The sequence below is a fragment of the Pimelobacter simplex genome (assembly GCF_024662235.1).
GTDB lineage: Bacteria > Actinomycetota > Actinomycetes > Propionibacteriales > Nocardioidaceae > Nocardioides.
This window is the reverse complement of record NZ_CP096276.1, coordinates 4,448,778-4,466,618: the sequence shown is the minus strand read 5'-3', so window position 1 is coordinate 4,466,618 and position 17,841 is coordinate 4,448,778. Positions and strand designations below refer to the sequence as shown.

General features: G+C 73.9%; 15 protein-coding genes, 1 tRNA gene and 1 other RNA gene. 15 read left to right on the top strand and 2 right to left on the bottom strand.

Annotated features, from left to right (window positions below; genetic code table 11):
* The first annotated feature begins 12 nt into the window (after positions 1-12).
* Both M0M48_RS21940 and M0M48_RS21935 read left to right on the top strand, forming a co-directional pair.
* The gene (locus tag M0M48_RS21940) at positions 13-243 is read left to right on the top strand and encodes a PLDc N-terminal domain-containing protein (protein WP_257752742.1); all 231 of its coding nucleotides are present in this window, start codon (positions 13-15) and stop codon (positions 241-243) included.
* A gap of 27 nt (positions 244-270) precedes the next feature.
* On the top strand, positions 271-1,512 hold the full coding sequence (locus M0M48_RS21935) for a YibE/F family protein (RefSeq protein ID WP_257752741.1): 1,242 nt from the start codon (positions 271-273) through the stop codon (positions 1,510-1,512).
* Here M0M48_RS21935 and eccCa read toward each other — a convergent pair.
* Complete coding sequence (eccCa, locus tag M0M48_RS21930; protein ID WP_257754404.1) at positions 1,504-5,595, bottom strand: type VII secretion protein EccCa; 4,092 nt, start codon at positions 5,593-5,595, stop codon at positions 1,504-1,506. The genes M0M48_RS21935 and eccCa overlap by 9 nt on opposite strands.
* 150 nt (positions 5,596-5,745) lie before the next feature.
* Between eccCa and M0M48_RS21925 the strand changes: the two genes are divergently transcribed.
* From M0M48_RS21925 to M0M48_RS21900, 6 genes are all read left to right on the top strand, one after another.
* On the top strand, positions 5,746-7,140 hold the full coding sequence (locus M0M48_RS21925) for a hypothetical protein (protein ID WP_257752740.1): 1,395 nt from the start codon (positions 5,746-5,748) through the stop codon (positions 7,138-7,140).
* A gap of 123 nt (positions 7,141-7,263) precedes the next feature.
* Positions 7,264-7,590 carry a WXG100 family type VII secretion target gene (locus M0M48_RS21920; RefSeq protein ID WP_215812500.1) on the top strand — a complete coding sequence of 109 codons (327 nt, stop codon included), beginning with the start codon at positions 7,264-7,266 and terminating at the stop codon, positions 7,588-7,590.
* 47 nt (positions 7,591-7,637) lie between these two features.
* Complete coding sequence (locus M0M48_RS21915; RefSeq protein WP_215812501.1) at positions 7,638-7,934, top strand: WXG100 family type VII secretion target; 297 nt, start codon at positions 7,638-7,640, stop codon at positions 7,932-7,934.
* A gap of 171 nt (positions 7,935-8,105) precedes the next feature.
* Positions 8,106-9,488: a type VII secretion integral membrane protein EccD gene (gene eccD, locus M0M48_RS21910; protein ID WP_257752739.1), complete on the top strand. Its 1,383-nt coding sequence runs from the start codon at positions 8,106-8,108 to the stop codon at positions 9,486-9,488.
* 11 nt (positions 9,489-9,499) lie between these two features.
* Entirely contained in the window at positions 9,500-10,900 is a 1,401-nt protein-coding gene (gene eccB, locus M0M48_RS21905) for a type VII secretion protein EccB (protein WP_257752738.1), read from the top strand.
* Positions 10,888-12,120, top strand: a complete 1,233-nt coding sequence (locus tag M0M48_RS21900) for a S8 family serine peptidase (protein ID WP_257752737.1) — start codon at positions 10,888-10,890, stop codon at positions 12,118-12,120. The genes eccB and M0M48_RS21900 overlap by 13 nt, the downstream gene beginning before the upstream one ends.
* A gap of 51 nt (positions 12,121-12,171) precedes the next feature.
* Here the strand turns inward: M0M48_RS21900 and M0M48_RS21895 are convergent.
* Positions 12,172-12,257: transfer RNA gene (locus M0M48_RS21895), tRNA-Ser, on the bottom strand.
* Between the two features lie 129 nt (positions 12,258-12,386).
* Between M0M48_RS21895 and ffs the strand changes: the two genes are divergently transcribed.
* The 7 genes from ffs to M0M48_RS21860 all read left to right on the top strand — a co-directional run bounded on the left by ffs (position 12,387) and on the right by M0M48_RS21860 (position 17,839).
* Positions 12,387-12,477: signal recognition particle sRNA small type (ffs, locus tag M0M48_RS21890), an RNA gene on the top strand.
* A gap of 56 nt (positions 12,478-12,533) precedes the next feature.
* A complete protein-coding gene (locus M0M48_RS21885) occupies positions 12,534-14,033 on the top strand; it encodes a DNA polymerase III subunit gamma and tau (protein ID WP_257759268.1) in 1,500 nt (499 codons plus the stop codon).
* Positions 13,958-14,749, top strand: coding sequence for a hypothetical protein (locus tag M0M48_RS21880; RefSeq protein WP_257759359.1), 792 nt, complete (start codon positions 13,958-13,960; stop codon positions 14,747-14,749). Before M0M48_RS21885 ends, M0M48_RS21880 begins: the two co-directional genes overlap by 76 nt.
* Positions 14,750-14,817: 68 nt before the next feature.
* Entirely contained in the window at positions 14,818-15,237 is a 420-nt protein-coding gene (locus M0M48_RS21875) for a YbaB/EbfC family nucleoid-associated protein (RefSeq protein ID WP_215812506.1), read from the top strand.
* Positions 15,238-15,252: 15 nt separating this feature from the next.
* Positions 15,253-15,849, top strand: a complete 597-nt coding sequence (gene recR / locus M0M48_RS21870) for a recombination mediator RecR (protein ID WP_151582346.1) — start codon at positions 15,253-15,255, stop codon at positions 15,847-15,849.
* A complete protein-coding gene (locus tag M0M48_RS21865; protein ID WP_215812507.1) occupies positions 15,846-16,493 on the top strand; it encodes a DUF5063 domain-containing protein in 648 nt (215 codons plus the stop codon). The genes recR and M0M48_RS21865 overlap by 4 nt, the downstream gene beginning before the upstream one ends.
* 56 nt (positions 16,494-16,549) lie before the next feature.
* On the top strand, positions 16,550-17,839 hold the full coding sequence (locus M0M48_RS21860) for an aspartate kinase (protein WP_215812508.1): 1,290 nt from the start codon (positions 16,550-16,552) through the stop codon (positions 17,837-17,839).
* The last annotated feature ends 2 nt before the right edge of the window (positions 17,840-17,841 follow it).

Below are 17,841 nucleotides of genomic sequence, written 5' to 3'. Positions count from 1 at the left end.
GATGCGGGCGTCATGGACATGCTCAAGATCTACGCGATCATCTTCGGCATCCCGCTGCTCGCGATCGTCGACATGTTCCGCTTCCGGGCCACCACGTGGCGCCGCTCCGGCCAGAGCCGGGCGCTGTGGGTGGCGCTGGCGATCGTGCTCAACCTGCTCGGCGCCGCGCTGTACTTCACCGGACCGCGGCTCGTGCTCCGCCGTACGGTCCGCGAGATGCGCGCCGAGGCCCTCGCCGCCTGACCCCGGCGCCGTGACAGGGTGGTCCGCGTGAGCCACTCCCACCGTGCCGGCAGCGGACCCGACCACCAGATCCGTGTCGGTACGACGGCCCGCACCGTCCTGCTCTCCGCCCTGGCGCTCGTGCTGGCCGGCACCCTGGTCGGCATCGTCGCGTGGTGGCCGCCGGGCGACACCGTGGAGCGCAGCGCCGAGGCCGGCGGCCCCGCCGCGCAGTTCGCCGCCCCCGGCGTGACCTTCCCGACCGGGACCATCACGAAGGTCGCCGAGCGCTGCCCCGGCACCGGTCTGCCCGACGGCTCCGGCTGCAGCACGCTCACCGTGAAGGTGGCCGGCGAGGACGGCCCGATCCAGGTCCAGGTGCCGCCCGAGGTGATCGACTCCGGGCTGGCCGAGGGCGACAAGGTCGAGCTGCTCCGTACGCCGGCTCCGCCCGAGGCGGGCGAGGACGCGAGCGCGGCGTACTCCTACTTCGCGACCGAGCGCACCGGGACGCTGCTCTGGCTGGCGCTCTTCTTCATCGTCGTGGTGCTCGCGATCGCCCGGTGGCGCGGCCTGTTCGGGCTGCTCGGCCTCGCCTTCGGCGGCGCCGTGCTCTGGTGGTGGATGCTCCCCGCCCTGCTCGCCGGCTCGCCCGGCGTGGGCATCGCGCTGACCGGTGCCTCGGCGATCATGTTCGTCGTCCTCTACACGACCCATGGGTTCTCGCTGCGCACGAGCACCGCGCTCGCGGGGACCATCCTGGGCATCGTGCTCACCGCCGGCATCGGCGTGCTCGCCCTCGGCGACGCCCGGCTCACCGGGATCAGCGACGAGGGCGGGGCGATCCTCGCGACGTTCGGCGAGCTCGACTTCCAGGCCCTGTTCGGCTGCGCCCTCGTCATCGCGGGGCTCGGCGTCCTCAACGACGTCACGATCACGCAGGCCTCCGCGGTCTGGGAGCTGCGCGCGGCGAGCCCGGACGCCTCGCGCGCCGAGATCTTCGCCAGCGCCATGCGGATCGGACGCGACCACATCGCCTCGACGATCTACACGATCGTCTTCGCGTACGCCGGGACCACGCTCATCCTGCTCATGCTGCTGCGCGTCTACGACCGCCCGCTGCTCGAGCTGCTCAACACCGAGCAGCTCGCCGAGGAGGTCATCCGCACGCTGGTCACCTCGATCGGCCTGGTGCTCGCCGTCCCGGTGACGACGGCGATCGCGGCGCTCATCGCAGCCCCGGCCGACGACCCCGCCGACGAACCGGTCACCGCTCCGGCGTCACAGTGACGGATCGGTCCAGGCGAGCTGGACCACCTCGGCCCCGCGGTCGCGGGTGACCAGGCGCCCGCGTCCGGCCTGGGCAGGGCCGGGCCGCAGGTTGCCGAGGAGGACGCCCTCGTCGCGGTTGCCCGCGAGCAGGATCCCGGGCATGGCGAGGTCGCGCATGGTCTGGATGACCGGCTCGTAGAGCGCCCGCGAGGCACCGCCCGAGCGGCGCGCGACGACCAGGTGCAGGCCGACGTCGCGGGCCTGGGCGAGCAGCGGCTGGAGGAGCGCCACCGGGGAGCTCTGCTGGGTCGCGACCAGGTCGTAGTCGTCGACCACGACGAACACCTCGGCGCCCGACCACCAGGAGCGGTTGCGGAGCTGGTCGGGGGTGACGTCTGGGCCGGGGATCCGGTTCTGCAGGTACGTCGCCAGGTCGTTGAGCGCCGGCTGCGCCTGGGTGGCCGAGGTCAGGTAGTTGAGCAGGTACTCCTCGGGCACCTCGCCGAGCAGCGAGCGGCGGTAGTCGACGAGAACGACCTGGGCCTCGGCCGAGGTGCGGGTGCGCATGACCTCGTGGATGTAGGTGCGCAGCAGCCCGGACTTGCCGGACTTGCCGTCGCCGAAGAGCAGCAGGTGCGGCTCGGCGTCGACGTCGAGGGCGACCGGGGCCAGCTCCTTCTCGTTGATGGCGAGGAGCAGGTGGCGGGCCGGCGGCGTACCGGCGAGCGAGCGGACGTCGGCGAGGCTGATCCGGTCGGGCAGCAGCCGCAGCTTGGGGCCGGCCGGGCCGCGCCAGGCGGCGGCGACGGCCGAGATGAGCGCGTCGACGCCGTCGCCGAGACTGGTCGCCGAGCCGTTGCCGTCGATCCGGGGCAGGCCGCCGAGGAAGTGGAGCTTGCCGGGCACGAGGCCGCGTCCGGGGCGGTTGTTGGGGACCAGCGCGGCGATCTTGCGGTCGATCTCGGAGTCGATCGGGTCGCCCAGGCGCAGCTCGAGGCGGGTGCCGATGAGGTCGCGCATCGCGGCGCGGAAGTCGGGCCAGCGGGCGGCCGCGGTGACCACGTGGAGACCGAAGGTGAGTCCGCGGCCGGCGAGCTGCTGGATCTCGAGCTCGAGGTCGTCGAAGTCCGAGCGCAGCGTGCCCCAGCCGTCGATGACGAGGAAGACGTCGCCGTAGCCGTCGTCGGCCCGGCCCTGGGAGCGCCGGCTGCGGTAGGTCTCGATCGAGTCGATGCCCTGGGCGCGGAAGTAGCGCTCGCGGCGGTCGACGATGCCCTTGACCTCGGCCACGATCCGGCGCACGACCTCGGGCTCGGAGCGGGTGCCGACGCCGGCGACGTGGGGGAGCGCGGTCATCGGGGCGAACGTGCCGCCGCCGAAGTCGAGCACGTAGAACTGCGACTCCAGCGGCGTCGTGGTCAGCGACAGGCTGGTCACGATGGTGCGCAGGAGGGTGCTCTTGCCGCTGCGCGGACCGCCGACGACGGCGACGTGGCCGGCCGCGCCGCTGAGGCTGACGGTCAGGGTGTCGCGGCGCTGCTCGCGGGGGCGGTCGACCGTGCCCAGAGGTACGACGAGCGTGCCCGCGTTGCGCCACTGGAGCGAGACCAGGCCGAGGTCGGGGTGCGCGGCGAGGTCGGGCATGAGCTGGTCGAGCGTGTCGGGCTGGTCGAGCGGCGGCAGCCAGACCTGGTGCGCGGCCGGACCCTGGCCGTCCATCCGGCGTACGGCGACGTCGAGCAGGGTCTCGCCGCTGTCGCTCGCCGGGGCGGGCGTCGCGGACCCGTCGTCGGGCTCGGGCTCGTCGAAGGTCTGCACCTCGGAGATGGTGAACGGCAGGATGCCGCGCAGCTTGCCGCCGCTGTCGCGGTCGACCCGGCGCCGGCCCGCCTCGGGCGGACCGGAGACGTAGGCCGCCTTGAACCGGGTCATCGTCGTCGGGTCGGGCTTGAGGTAGCCCAGGCCCGGCACGGCCGGCAGCTCGTAGGCGTCGGGGACGCCGAGCACGGCGCGCGACTCCTGGGCACTGAAGGTGCGCAGGCCGATCCGGTAGGACAGGTGCGACTCGAGCCCGCGCAGCCGGCCCTCCTCGAGCCGCTGCGAGGCGAGCAGCAGGTGCAGGCCGAGCGAGCGGCCCAGGCGGCCGATGGCGACGAAGAGGTCGATGAACTCGGGCTTGGCCGACAGCATCTCGGAGAACTCGTCGACCACGAGGAACAGCGAGGGCAGCGGGGCCAGGTGGGCCGAGGCCGGGTCGCCCGACGTCCGCGCCTTCTCGTAGTCGCGGATCGAGGCGAAGTTGCCGGCCTCGCGGAGCAGCTCCTGGCGCCGGACCATCTCGCCGGAGAGGGCGTCCTGCATGCGGTCGACGAGGGTGAGCTCCTGGGCGAGGTTGGTGATCACCGCGGACACGTGCGGCATCTCGGCCATGCCCGCGAACGTCGCGCCGCCCTTGAAGTCGACGAGCACCATGTTGAGCTGCTCGGGGGAGTGCGTCATCGCGAGCCCGAGCACGAGCGTGCGCAGGAACTCGGACTTGCCGGAGCCGGTCGCGCCGATCACCAGGCCGTGGGGGCCCATGCCCTGCTGGGCGGACTCCTTGATGTCGAGGTGGATCGGCCCGGCGCCGTCGCCGACGCCGATCGGCACCCGGAGCCGGTCGCGCGAGGGTCGGGGCCGCCAGGCCGCGGCGGGGTCGAACGTACGGACGTCGCCGAGGCCGAGCAGGTCCATGAAGTCGGTGGGCGCGGTGATGTCGACCGCGTCCTCGCCGACCGCCGCACCGGCGCTGGGCGTGAAGAGCGGCGTCAGCCGGCGGGCCAGCGCCTCGGCCGTGGCCGGGCCGCACTGGTCACCCTTGGCGCGCACCGGCTCGGTCCGCAGCCGTACGGCGACCAGCGGCACCTCGTCGGGCGCCGTCTCGGCGTCGCGGACGTGGTCCTCGATCTCGAGGCGCAGCGCGGTCGGGCTGTCGAGCTCGCCCCAGCGCGCGGGCAGGTCGACGACGGTCACGCCGTGCAGCCCGTCGGACGGGATGAGGTGGTTGCCCGGCGGCAGCTCGCCGCCGTCGGTGACCAGGATGATGTGGGGGATCGCGGCCCGCTCGTCGGCCCCGAAGCGCGGCCGCTCGGTGAGGTCGGGCGGCAGCATCGCGGCCAGGTCATGGAGCGACGTGGTGACCATGCGCGCCGGGCCGACGGCGTCGTTGTGGTGCTGGCTGTGGGCGTGGGGCAGCCACTTGACCCAGTCCCAGTGGGCGAGCGTCTGGTCGTTGGCGAGCACCGCGACCTGGAGGTTCTCGGGTGACTGGAAGGTCGCCGCGGAGCACAGCAGCGCCCGGGCCAGCGAGCGCGCCTCCTCCTCGTCGCCGCACACCTCGACCCGGTCGAAGGCGCGCAGGTCGAGCGAGGCGGGCAGGTCGGGCTGGAGCCGGTGGACGACGAGCAGCCGGTGCAGCGCCGAGGCGGCGGCCGGGTCGACGTCGTCGATCGGCGCGCTCTCGGGCGGGACCAGCTCGAGGGCCAGCGGCTGGGCGCACACGCCGTAGCGGACCTGGAGGAAGGCGGGGTCGGACGACGAGCGCTCCCAGACCCGCGAGCGGTCCTCGGCGATCGAGGGCAGCGCGGAGGGCGCGGGGTGGAACCAGGTCAGCGCCCGGCGCTGCTGGTCGGCGGCGTCGCGGGCGACCTTGCGGACGGTGGCGAGGTAGCGGAGGTACTCGGTGCGCGAGCCGCTCACCTGTTGCTGGCGCTGCTTCCGCTGCCGGTCGATCTGGACGACGATGAAGCCGAGCGTGGCGAAGAGGAACATGCCGGCCGCGATGAAGCGCAGCCCCTGGTTGCCGCCGCCGGAGTTGCCGAGACTGGCGACGAGCACGATCGAGCCGAGGCTGCCGAGCATCGGGATCGCGTTCATCGCGACGCCGGCCGCGCCCTCGTTGGGCTGGACCTGCGGCGGCGGCTGGATCTGGAGCTGGCCGCTGGGCAGGTCGGGCCGCTCGCCGCGGCTGCCGCGCTGGGTCAGGCTGCCGGCCCCCGCCGAGGGGTCCGGGGCAGCCGGAGCCGCCCGGCGCCCCTGTGCGCCGCCCTGCTGGATGCCCATCGTCACGGTGTCCCCTGTCGTCGATGCCCGGTCATGCGACGCGCACGATGATAGGGCGAGGGTCCGACGGGTACAGGTGGCACGGAACAGGGTTACCCTGCCGACGTCGGTCGTGAACCTCGACCGGCCCACCATCTCTCGGGAGGTCCGATGTCGGGGACGACGTCCCGGCCGCCGGCGGCCGGCTCGGTCACCGCGCTGACCGTGCACGGTCCACAAGGCGTCCTCGACCTCACCGTGCCCACCGACGCGACCCTCGGCGACGTCGCCCGCGCCTACGCCCTCGAGGCGGGTCTCCCGGTCGCGCTGCCGCTCGTGGGCCGCTCCGGAGCCCCGCTCCAGCTCACCACCACCGTGGCCGGCGCCGGGCTGGTCGCCGGCGCGGTGCTCGTCGCGGTCGACCCCGCCGCCCGGCCCGCGCCGCCCCGGCGGCGCGCGGGATCCGGCGAGTCGGGCGAGCGGGGCGTCGTCCCGGGTGGTGGGTCGGCGGCCTGGCTGAGTGTCGCCGTGGCCGTCGCGCTCGTCGCGGGCTGGTGCGCCGCCCAGCTGCCCGAGAGCGAGCGGTGGCCGGTGGCCGCCGTGCTGCTCGTGGCCGCCGTGGTCGGCTGCCTGCCGCTCGGCGCGCTCGCCCCCCAGCGGGTGCTCGCGGCGCCCGCCTTCGCCGCCGCGGGCGTGCTCGCCCTGGTCTGGGACCCCCTGCCCGAGCGGCTCCCCACGGTCCTCGGTGCTGCCGCGCTGGGCGCCGCGATCGCCGCGGCCGTGGGCCGGGCGCTCGCCGATCCCGGGGACACCGCCGTCGACGGGCTGCGGGTCTGGATGGTCGTCGGCGCGGGCTCGTTCGTGCTCGCCGCGCTGGGTGCGCTGACCGGCGTCGCGCCCCAGGTGGTGTGGGCGGTGCTCTTCCTCGCCGCGGTGCTCGCGGCCCGGTTCGTGCCCGAGATCGCGGTCGACGTACCGGACCAGTACCTCCTCGACCTCGAACGCCTCGCCGTCACCGCGTGGTCCGCGCGGGAGCGTCCCGCCGGGCGGCGCGGGCGGATCGTCGTCCCGCCCCAGGCGGTCCAGGCCGTCGCGGCCCGCGGGACCCGCACGGTGACCGCCGCTTCGGTCGCCATCCTCGTCGTGGTGCTGCTCGCCGCGCCCCTGCTGCTGGCCACGGCCGGTCTCCCGCTCGACCGCACGGGCGCCCGGTGCCTGGTGGGCTTCGGCGGTGCGACGCTGCTGCTCGCGGCCCGCAGCTACCGCCACGCCGTCGCGCGCCGGCTGCTCCGGATCGCCGGCGTCTACGCCCTCGTCGCGCTCGCGGTCGTCGTCCTCGGCATCGCGGGCCCCGGTACGACGGGCCCCGCGACGTTCATCGCGCTGACCTCCGTCGCGCTCGCCGTGGTCCTCGTCCTGGTCGCCGTCGTGGTCGGCCGCGGCTGGCGCTCGGCGTGGTGGTCGCGCCGGGCCGAGATCGCCGAGGCGCTGTGCGGCGCGTTCGCCGTGGGCTCCCTCGTCGTGGCCGTCGGGTTCTTCCGATTCCTGTGGGAAGTCACCGGCTGAGGTTTAGCCCCCGCCGCGCCAGGGGTAGCACCCTCGCGTCGGCTCTTTGGCAGTGCTCGGGAGCGGCGTCAACGAGAGAACCGTAACGGCGGCTCGACCGCCCCACGACCAAGGAGCAGAGACATGACGGGATCGAACATCGAGTTCGGCCACGCAGAGGGCGCTCTCAAGCAGATCGCCGAGCGGGTCGTCCAGGCCAAGGAGGAGTTCGGCAACCACTCGAACACCCTCGACGGCCAGATCCAGGCCCTGCGCGGCAAGTGGGAGGGCGCCGGTGGCCAGGCGTTCCACACCCTCCACGTCGCCTGGACCGAGAAGCACAAGGTGGTCACGACCGCCCTCGACAAGTTCCACGCGTCCCTCACCGCGACCGAGGCCGACAACAAGGCCGTCGACGAAGAGGCCGGCGCCGGCATGAACAACCTGCTCAACCGCCTCGGCCAGCAGTAGTCGCGGCCCCCTTACTTCTCGACACCACCGAACCAGGAGATCACGACATGAGCCTCGACGGACTTCGCGTCAACCACGCAGAGCTCGACACCGCCGCGCAGAACATGTACGCCACGGTCAAGAAGATGGACGAGAGCCTCAACAGCCTCGAGTCCGACGTCGCCCCCCACGTCGCCACGTGGAGCGGCACCCAGCAGGAGGCCTACCGCCAGGCCAAGGCCGCCTGGGACTGGGCGATGCAGGAGATGCGCGACCTGCTCGACGACAGCCACAAGAGCGTCTACACCTCCAACGCGGAGTACATGGCCGCCGACAAGCGCGGCGCCGCCCGCTTCGACTTCTGAATCGTCGGGTCGAGCGCGTCTCCGGCGCACGAGGGGCAGCAAGCTGCCCGCGACGCGCCTCCCGCCGCGCTGCCGACCAAGGGCCACTGAGGGATCGACACACCGTGTGTCGGTCCCTCACGTGCTGTTCTCGTACGATGCGGAACCGGGCTCTCGGGAAGGGTTGAGCACATGACACAGACGCCGCGGACGGCCGGCACGGTCGCGTCCGGACTGGTGCGGGTGACCGTCACGTCCGGCACCCGGCGCGTGGACCTCGTGCTTCCCGGCGCCGTCCCGGTCGCCGAGCTGCTGCCCGAGCTCGCCCGCAGCGTCGGGCTGCTCGACCCGGCCACCGTCCATGGCGGCTACCGGGTCGGTACGTCGGACGGCCGCCGGCTCGCGCTCGACACCGGCCTCACCCTCCAGGGCATCGAGGACGGCGGACTGCTCACCGTCACCGCGGGCGTCGACGACCCCGCCCCGCGGGTCTACGACGACGTGGTCGAGGCGATGACCGACGTCGTCGAGCACGACCTCCAGCCGTGGCGCCCGGCCACCGGACGCCGTACGGCGCTCGTGGCGGCGGGTCTGTTCCTCGCCCTCGGCGCCGCGGCCCTGCTCGTGCAGCGTGGCTCCGACCTGGCCGCGGCCGCCTCCGCCCTCGTCGCGCTGGTGCTGTGCGCCGGCGCCATCGTGCTCTCCCGGGCCCAGCGCGAGCCCGAGGCGGGCGTCGGGGTGGCCTGGCTGGGCGCGGGCTATGCCGCGATCGCCGGCGTCATGCTCACCTCCGGCACCACCTCGTGGTTCGCCGACCCGCTCGCGGCCGCCGGCGCGGGAGCGCTCGTGGCGGGCGTCATCTGCCTGATCGGGCTCGGCCCCGGCCGCACGCTCGTGTTCCCGCCCGTCGTGGTCGGCGCGCTGGCGCTGGCGGTCGGCCTCTACCTGCGCTCGGCGACCGACGGCATCGCCCCGGCCGCGCTGCTCACCACCGTCCTGGCGTTCGTCGTCCTCGCGGGCAGCGTCTTCCCGTGGCTGGCGCTGGGCGCCACGTCGACCCGGGTCGACCAGCTCTTCACGCCCGCCGACATCACCTCCGACCCCGAGGACATCGAGCCCGGCCGGGTCGCCGCCGACGCCCGGATCGCCCACGAGATCCTGCTCGCGATCTCCGGCACGGTCGGCCTGCTGCTCGTCCTGGTCTCCCCGCTCGCGGTCAGCCTCGGCGTCACCGGCACCCTCCTCGCCGTCGACGCCTGCCTGATCGTCATGCTTCGCACCCGGCAGTACCGCACCGGCAGCGAGGTCCTCGTCGGCCTCTGCTCCGGCATCGCCGGGATCGCGGCCACCGCGCTCGCCGTCCTCGTGCTCCACCCCGACTGGCGGCCCACGCTCGCCGTCGTCCTCGCCGTCATCGGCGCGGTGCTGCTGGTCGCGACGCTCAGCCCCGCCGCCCCCTCCGTACGACGGGGCCGGCTCGGCGACGTCCTCGAGTCCGTCGCCCTGCTGACCCTCCTGCCGCTCCTGGTCGTGGCGACCGGGCTGTTCGCGCAGGTCCGCGACTGGGTCGGCTGAGCGGCACCACGATGGCGACCAAGAAGGACCTCGTCGAGGCGTACTCGTTCAGCCGCCGCCGGCTCGTGACCGCCTTCGTCTCCGGCGCACCCGGTGGCCGCGAGGTGGAGCCCGCCCGGCCCGGCCGGATGATCGTCGGCGGCGTCGCCCTGGCGATCCTGCTCGTCGCGGGCGCCGCGATCGCCGGGACGCTCTCGCAGCGCGCCGAGGTCGACTGGAAGAAGCCCGGCCTGGTCAGCGACGAGCGCGGCGCGCTCTACGTCATCCTCGACCAGGACCTCGTGCCCGGCGAGCCGACCATCCGCCCGGTCATCAACGTCACCTCGGCCCAGCTGATCCTCGGCGCCGACATCAAGGCCCGCAAGGTCCCCGACAAGGAGATCGCCTCGCAGCCCAAGGGGCCGCCGATCGGCATCCTCGACGCCCCCGCGACCGTGCCGCTGGCCGACCAGCTGGTCAACTCGCGCTGGACCGCCTGCACCGGCACCGGTCTGGGCGTCCGCGCCGCGGTCCGGGAGCGGCCCGGCGTCACGACCACGCCCGACCAGGGCTTCGTGGTCACCGGGACGACCAGCAAGAAGACCTACCTCATCGCCGAGGCCGAGGTGCCCGGGCACCCGCGCCGCGCCTACCGCTACCTGCTGCCCGACCTGGACTCCGGGCCGTTGACCACGGCCCTCAACGTCCAGCCCGGCAACGAGATCGAGGTCCCCGACGCCTGGCTCGAGCTGTTCCCGCCCGGCGGTGCGCTCGACGCCGAGGGACTCGGCGTCACCGGCCTCGGCGAGGACGCCGGGCTGCCGAGCTTCCCCGGCGCGGCTGTCGGTGACGTGTTCACCAAGTCCGGCGCCTCCTACGTGATCACCAAGGCCGGTCCGGCCGAGCTGACCGAGTTCGCGGCCGGCGTGCTGGCCGGCACCCGCCAGCCTGCGGTGGTGACGCCCAAGGACGGCGTCGGCTACCGGGTCGTCCCCGACTCGCCCTATGCCGGCGCCTCGTGGCCCACCGACCTGATCTCCGGCTCGCCGGGCGCGACCCAGCAGGTCTGCGCCGAGCTCGTCACGGCCAAGGGGGAGCAGCCCGCCGTGGTGCTCGCCACCGATCCCGAGGGCGCGGTCGCCGCCGATGACGTCGTCCCCGGCGCCCAGGAGGCCGACGTCGAGTCCGGCCGCGGCGCGCTGGTCCGCTCGGCCGACTGGAACACCTCCGCCGACGGCACCCTGCACCTGATCGACGACCGCGGCTACAGCTACCAGGTGGCGGGCCGGGACGAGCTGGGCAAGCTCGGCTACGACAAGGTGCCGGCCGTCGTCGTACCGGATGTGTGGAACAAGCTCTTCGAGGACGGCCCGGAGCTCTCGATCGACGCCGCCCTCTGCCCGCCGTCCCGGACCCGGACGTGCGGCACCTAGCGACCGCGCTCGCGGCCGTTGCCCTGAGCCTCGCGGTGCCCGCACCGGCGCCCGCGGCGGCCGGCGCGGGCGTGGCGGGCGTGGTGGGTGCTGCCGAGCCGACCGGCCCGGACTGCCCGTCGGTCACCGAGGACTACGCCGACCAGCTCACGGTGGGCGGCTCCAACGCCGCCAACGAGCGGCTCCAGGTCCCCCAGGCCCAGGAGGCCGCCCGCGCGCTCAGCGGCAAGAAGGCGGGCGCGGGCGTCGCCGTGGTCGTCGTCGACACGCCGTTCAGCTCACCCGACGCCGCGCAGCCGGGCACCTCGAGCGGGCACGGGCTCGCCGCGGCCGGCATCATCGGCGGCCGCGACCAGGCCGCCCCGGTCCGCGTCGACGTCGGCATCGCGCCGGAGGCCACGGTCCTGTCCGAGTCCTTCTACACGGCCCCGGCGTCCCAACGCTCCGACGGCGAGGTGGTCCCGATGGCGTCCGGCCTGGCCGGGACGCTCGACCGGATCGCCGACCAGCGGTCCGGCGCCTATCGCGGACGCCTGGTCGTGCTGGTCCCGACCCAGGTCCCCCACTCCGCCGCGCTCGAGAAGCAGGTCGCCCGCCTCGTCGCCTCCGGCGCCCTCGTCGTCGCCGCCTCCGGCGACCGACCCGAGGCCGGCACCTTCCCCGAGCAGCTCGCCGACGACAAGGTCGGCGAGGACGCCGCCGGCATCGTCTGGCCCGCCGCCGCGCCCGGCGTCCTGGCCGTCGGCGTCGCCGACCCCACCGCGGGCACCGTCCTGCGCAGCTCGCGCATCGACCTCGCCGCCCCCGGCGCCGGCGCCGTCTCCCGCGGCCTCAACGGCGGCTGGTGCACCCTGACCACCCCCTCGACCCACTGGGCCGCCGCCCAGGTCGCCGCCGTCGCCGCCCTCGTCTGGTCGGCCCACCCCGACGAGGACGCCGCCACCCTCACCCGCCGCCTCGAGCAGACCGCCAGCGGCAGCGGCGGCCGCACCAGCGCCGTCACCGGCTACGGCGTCGTCCAGCCCGTCGAGGCCGTCCAGCGCCGCATCGACACCGCCCCCGTCCCCGACGCCGACCCGATGACGCCCGCCCGGCCCCCGCGCGAGCAGGCCGACGTCCTGGCCGGCGCCCGCGAGGACGCGGTCTGGTGGGGGCTCGGCGGCGGCGCGGCGCTCGTCGTACTGATCGTGCTGCGGCCGTTGCTGTCGCGGCGGCGCTGAGCCCGAAAACCGCGAACGGCGCCGACCCGCAGGTCAGCGCCGTTCGATCGGCGGAGGTAGGGGGATTCGAACCCCCGAGGGCTATTAACCCAACCCGCTTTCCAAGCGAGCGCCATAGGCCACTAGGCGATACCTCCGCGGAGGAGGTTACCGGCAGATGGACGGGGAGGTGGAATCGGGACTGGCGCCCGCTCCGGGGACCCGGCCGGCGGCGTCAGCGCGACGCTGATGTGAGCCCTCGCGGGCCCATCCTCTAAAGTGATCGCAACCCCCCGTGCGGCGGTATCTCACCCAACTCCCCCAGGGCCGGAAGGCAGCAAGGGTAAGTGAGCTCTATCGGGTGCACGGGGGGCCTTCGCGTTCTGGGGGGACGGCGCCTGTCCCGTGTCGGACCGGGTGGTTAGTGTTCTGACGTGGACTCCCCGCTCGCGCTCTACCGCCGCTACCGGCCCGAGACCTTCGCCGAGGTGATCGGGCAGGAGCACGTCACCGAGCCGCTGCGCGCCGCCCTCGCCGGCAACCGGGTCAACCACGCCTACCTCTTCTCCGGCCCACGCGGCTGCGGCAAGACCACGAGCGCGCGGATCCTGGCCCGCGCCCTCAACTGCGAACGTGCCCCGATCTCCGACCCGTGCGGTGAGTGCGAGAGCTGTCGCGACCTGGCCCGCAACGGCCCGGGGTCGATCGACGTGATCGAGATCGACGCCGCCTCGCACGGTGGTGTCGACGACGCGCGCGACCTGCGCGAGAAGGCGTTCTTCGCGCCGGTCAAGAGCCGCTACAAGGTCTACATCATCGATGAGGCCCACATGGTCACCACGCAGGGCTTCAACGCCCTGCTCAAGCTGGTCGAGGAGCCGCCGCCGCACCTGCGGTTCATCTTCGCCACGACCGAGCCCGAGAAGGTCATCCCGACCATCCGCTCGCGCACCCACCACTACCCGTTCCGGCTGATCCCGCCGCGGCTCCTGACGTCGTACCTGACCGAGCTGTGCGAGCGCGAGGGCGTGGCCATGGAGCCCGCGGCGCTGCCGCTCGTCGTACGGGCGGGGGCGGGGTCGGCGCGCGACACCCTCTCCGTGCTCGACCAGCTGCTCGGCGGTGCCGGGCCGCAGGGCGTGACCTACGAGCTGGCCAGCGGGCTGCTCGGCTACACGCCCGACACGCTCCTGGACGACGTCGTCTCGGCGTTCTCCGCGGGCGACGGCTCGGCGGTGTTCGGCGTGGTCGACAAGGTGATCGAGACCGGCCAGGACCCGCGCCGCTTCACCGAGGACCTGCTGCGCCGGCTGCGCGACCTCGTCATCATCTCCGCGGTGCCCGACGCCGCGGCGTCCGGTCTCCTCGACGTCGCCAGCGACCAGGCCGACCGCCTGGTCGCCCAGGCGACCGCCTTCGGGCGCGGCGAGCTCACTCGGGCCGCCGACCTGGTCGCCGCCGGGCTCACCGACATGCGCGGGGCCACCGCGCCGCGGCTGCTGCTCGAGCTGATCTGCGCCCGGATCCTGCTCCCCGCCGCCGACCACACCACCGAGGGCGTCCTCGCCCGCCTCGACCGGCTCGAGCGCCGCGCCTCGATCAGCGGTACGACGTCCGCGGAGGCGGCGCCCGCGCCGGCCCCGGCCGCCGTACCGGCGCAGGACCGGCCGGCACCCTCGCGCGCCGAGCGGGCCGCGCCCGAGCTCGCCGAGGAGCGGCCCCCGGCCCCGGCCCCGGCCCCGGCGCCCGTTCCCGTGCCGGTGCCCGTGCCGGTGCCCGCTGCCGCGGCACCCCGCCGGAGCCCGAGCCCGAGCCCGAGCCGGTGCGGGAGCCCGAGCCGGCTCCCGCGCCCCCGCCCGTGCCGGCGCCGGAGCCGGCTGCCACCGGGAGCGGCCTCACCCTCGTCGACGTCCGCCGGCTCTGGCCGTCGGTGATCGACCGGGTCAAGAGCGTCAAGCGGGTCACCTGGATCCACCTCACCCAGAACTCCCAGGTCGTCGGGTTCAACGGATCCGTGCTCAGCCTCGGCTTCCAGAACGACGGACCGCGCCGCTCGTTCGAGACCGGCGGGCACGCCGAGATCGTCCAGCAGGCGGTGATCGACGAGATCGGCGCCAACGTCCGGGTCGAGGCGATCATCGACCCCGGCGCGAACCCGTCCGCGGGTCCGCCGCCCCCGGCGCCCGCTCCCGCTCCCACCCCGTCCCCGGCTCCCGCCACCGGGCCGGACGCCGGTGCGTCCGCAGGAGGCTGGCCCGAGGTCGCCGCCACCGGTCCGGCGACGCCCGCGTCGCCGGAGCCCACCCCGTCCGCCGCCCCCGCCCAGCCGCCGGCCTCGACCTCGGCCGCCGCGCCTGCCGCAGCTGCCCCCGACAACGACCCGCCGCCGTGGGCCACCGAGCCGCCGCCGCCCGACGACGGCTACCCGCCCGACCCCGGCCCTGGTCCCGGCCCGGAGCCCACGCCGCGCCGCCCCCGGATGGCCGACTTCCAGGCCCAAGCCCAGGCCCAGGCCGATGCCCCGCCCGAGGACCCCGACGCCCACGTCAACCTCGACACCGACGCCGAGGTCGACGAGGAGTCCAGTGCGGAGCTCCTCGCCCGTGAGCTCGGCGCCCAGGTGATCGAGGAGATCCCCCGCGGCCGCTGACCCGCCGCCCCTTCACGCCCGCACGTCCGCAAGCCGCTCCACAGAACCCCAGAGAAGAGACGAATCCCATGAGCCAGAACCCGTTCGACGCCCTCGCCGGTGGTCTCGGTGGGGCCGGCGGCCCCGGCGGCTTCGACCTCGGCGCGCTGCTCCAGCAGGCCCAGCAGATGCAGGACCAGCTCCAGGAGGCCCAGCAGCGCCTCGCCGACGCGACCGTCGACGGCACCGTCGCCGGGGGCGCGGTCACTGTCACCATCACCGGTTCGGGTGAGCTGACCGCGGTCAGCATCAGCCCCGACGCCCTCGACGGCACCGACGCCGAGGCGCTCGCCGACCTCGGCGACCTGGTCGTCGCGGCCTTCCGCGACGCCCGGACCAAGGTCGACGCGCTCGCCGAGCAGATGCTCGGCCCGCTGGCCGGCGGCATGCCGGACCTCGGTGGTCTGCCGGGCCAGGGTGGCCCGGGCCCCGGTCAGCTCGGCTTCTAGAACGGCGACCGCACCATGTACGAAGGCGTCGTCCAGGACCTCATCGACGAGCTCGGGCGGCTGCCCGGGGTCGGTCCGAAGAGTGCCCAGCGGATCGCGTTCCACCTGCTCCAGGCCGACCCCGCCGACGTACGCCGCCTCGCCGACGTCCTGATCGAGGTCAAGGACAAGGTCAAGTTCTGCTCGATCTGCTTCAACGTCGCCGAGGACGACCAGTGCCGGATCTGCCGCGACCCGCGGCGCGACCCGTCGGTGCTGTGCGTGGTCGAGGAGTACAAGGACGTCGTGGCGATCGAGCGGACCCGTGAGTTCCGCGGCCGCTACCACGTCCTGGGCGGGGCGATCTCGCCGATCGACGGCATCGGTCCCGAGCAGCTCCACATCCGCGAGCTGCTCACCCGGCTCGGCGACGGCGCGGTGACCGAGGTGATCCTGGCCACCGATCCCAACCTCGAGGGCGAGGCCACCGCGACCTACCTCACCCGGATGCTCGGACCGCTGGGGTTGCGTGTGACACGTTTGGCAAGTGGACTTCCGGTGGGAGGTGACCTGGAGTACGCCGACGAGGTCACCCTGGGCCGAGCATTCGTAGGAAGGCAGGCAGCGACATGAGCGACACCACGAGGAAGAGCAACGACCAGCTCCCGGGGCTGGCCGCGCTCGAGGCACTGATCGCGGTCGAGACCGAGACGGTCCGGCTCGCCGACGACATCGCGGCGTCCGTGCGGTCCTTTCTCGACGGCCTGCGGGTCGTCGCGGCCGAGGCGACCGGCGGCCAGGCGGTCTCGCTGCTGCTGCTCCAGATCGGCCAGATCTCGCTCACCGGCGCCCGGCTGGGCGTGCACCGCGACTTCGCGCCGCGCGACGAGTACCAGCCCGACGACGGCCCCGACCCCGACCTCGACGGCCTGCGCCTCCAGCTGGCGAGCCTGCTGGGCGACCTCGACACCTACAGCTACGTCTTCGACCCCTACGACCCCGAGGTCGTCGAGGGCCTGCTCTCCGACGACCTGACCTCCATCGCGGCCGACCTCGCGGTCGGCGTACGCCACCACGACGCCGGTGACGTCGAGGAGGCCCTGTGGTGGTGGCAGTTCTCCTACGTCTCCTCGTGGGGCGCGCTGGCCGGATCGGCGATGAAGGCCCTGCTCTCGGTGGTCGCCCACGACCGTCTCGACGTCGACCTGGACACCACCCAGGAGCTCGAGCTGGTCCAGGTGGCGGCCGCGGCGCTGGACAGCGGCGAAAAGGCGTAGCGGCCTCTCGTAGAATCGGGCTCGTTCCTTCCCCAATCGCCAGGAGTGAGTCCGGAGTGGGCATTGTCGTGCAGAAGTACGGCGGCTCGTCGGTCGCCGATGCCGCCGGCATCAAGCGCGTCGCGCAGCGCATCGTCAACACCAAGAAGGCCGGCCACCAGGTCGTGGTCGTCGTCTCGGCGATGGGGGACACGACAGACGAGCTGATCGACCTCGCCAACGAGGTCTCGCCGCTGCCGCCCGCGCGCGAGCTCGACATGCTGCTCACCGCGGGTGAGCGGATGTCGATGGCCGTGCTGGCCATGGCGATCCACGACCTCGGCCACGAGGCGCGCTCGTTCACCGGCTCCCAGGCCGGCGTGATCACCGACGCCGAGCACGGCAAGGCCAAGATCATCGACGTCACGCCGGGCCGGATCCAGACCGCGATCGACGAGGGCGCGATCGCCATCGTCGCCGGCTTCCAGGGCGTCTCCCAGACGACCAAGGACATCACCACGCTGGGCCGCGGCGGCTCCGACACTACCGCCGTCGCGCTCGCCGTCGCGCTGCGTGCCGACGTGTGCGAGATCTACTCCGACGTCGACGGCATCTTCACCGCCGACCCGCGGATCGAGCCGCACGCCCGCAAGGTCCCGCGCATCTCCTACGAGGAGACCCTCGAGATGGCCGCGCAGGGCGCCAAGATCCTGCACCTGCGGTGCGTCGAGTACGCCCGCCGCTACGACATGCCCATCCACGTCCGCTCGTCCTTCTCCGAGAAGGAGGGCACCTGGGTCGTCAAGGCCGAGGACGTTGCCGTGCCCACCGAGGGAGAAGGATCCATGGAAGCCGCGATCATCACCGGTGTCGCCCACGACCGCAGCCAGGCCAAGATCACCGTGGTCGGCGTACCGGACAAGCCGGGCGAGGCCGCGGCCATCTTCCGCGCCGTCGCCGACGCGCAGATCAACATCGACATGATCGTGCAGAACGTCTCGGCCGCCGCGACGAGCCTCACCGATATCTCCTTCACGCTGCCCAGCGGCGAGGGCCAGACGGCGATGACCGCGCTCGACCGGCTCAAGGCCGAGGTGGGCTTCGACGGCCTCCAGTACGACGACAGCATCGGCAAGGTGTCCATCGTCGGAGCCGGCATGAGCTCCTCGCCGGGCATCTCCGCGCGCTTCTTCGAGGCGCTCTCGGAGGCCGGCGTCAACATCGAGATGATCTCGACCTCGGAGATCCGGGTGTCGGTGGTCGTCGCCGAGTCGCAGGTGCAGGACGCGGTCAACGCCGCGCACGCCGCCTTCGACCTGGGTTCGGACGAGATCGAGGCCGTCGTGTACGGCGGAACGGGGCGCTGACC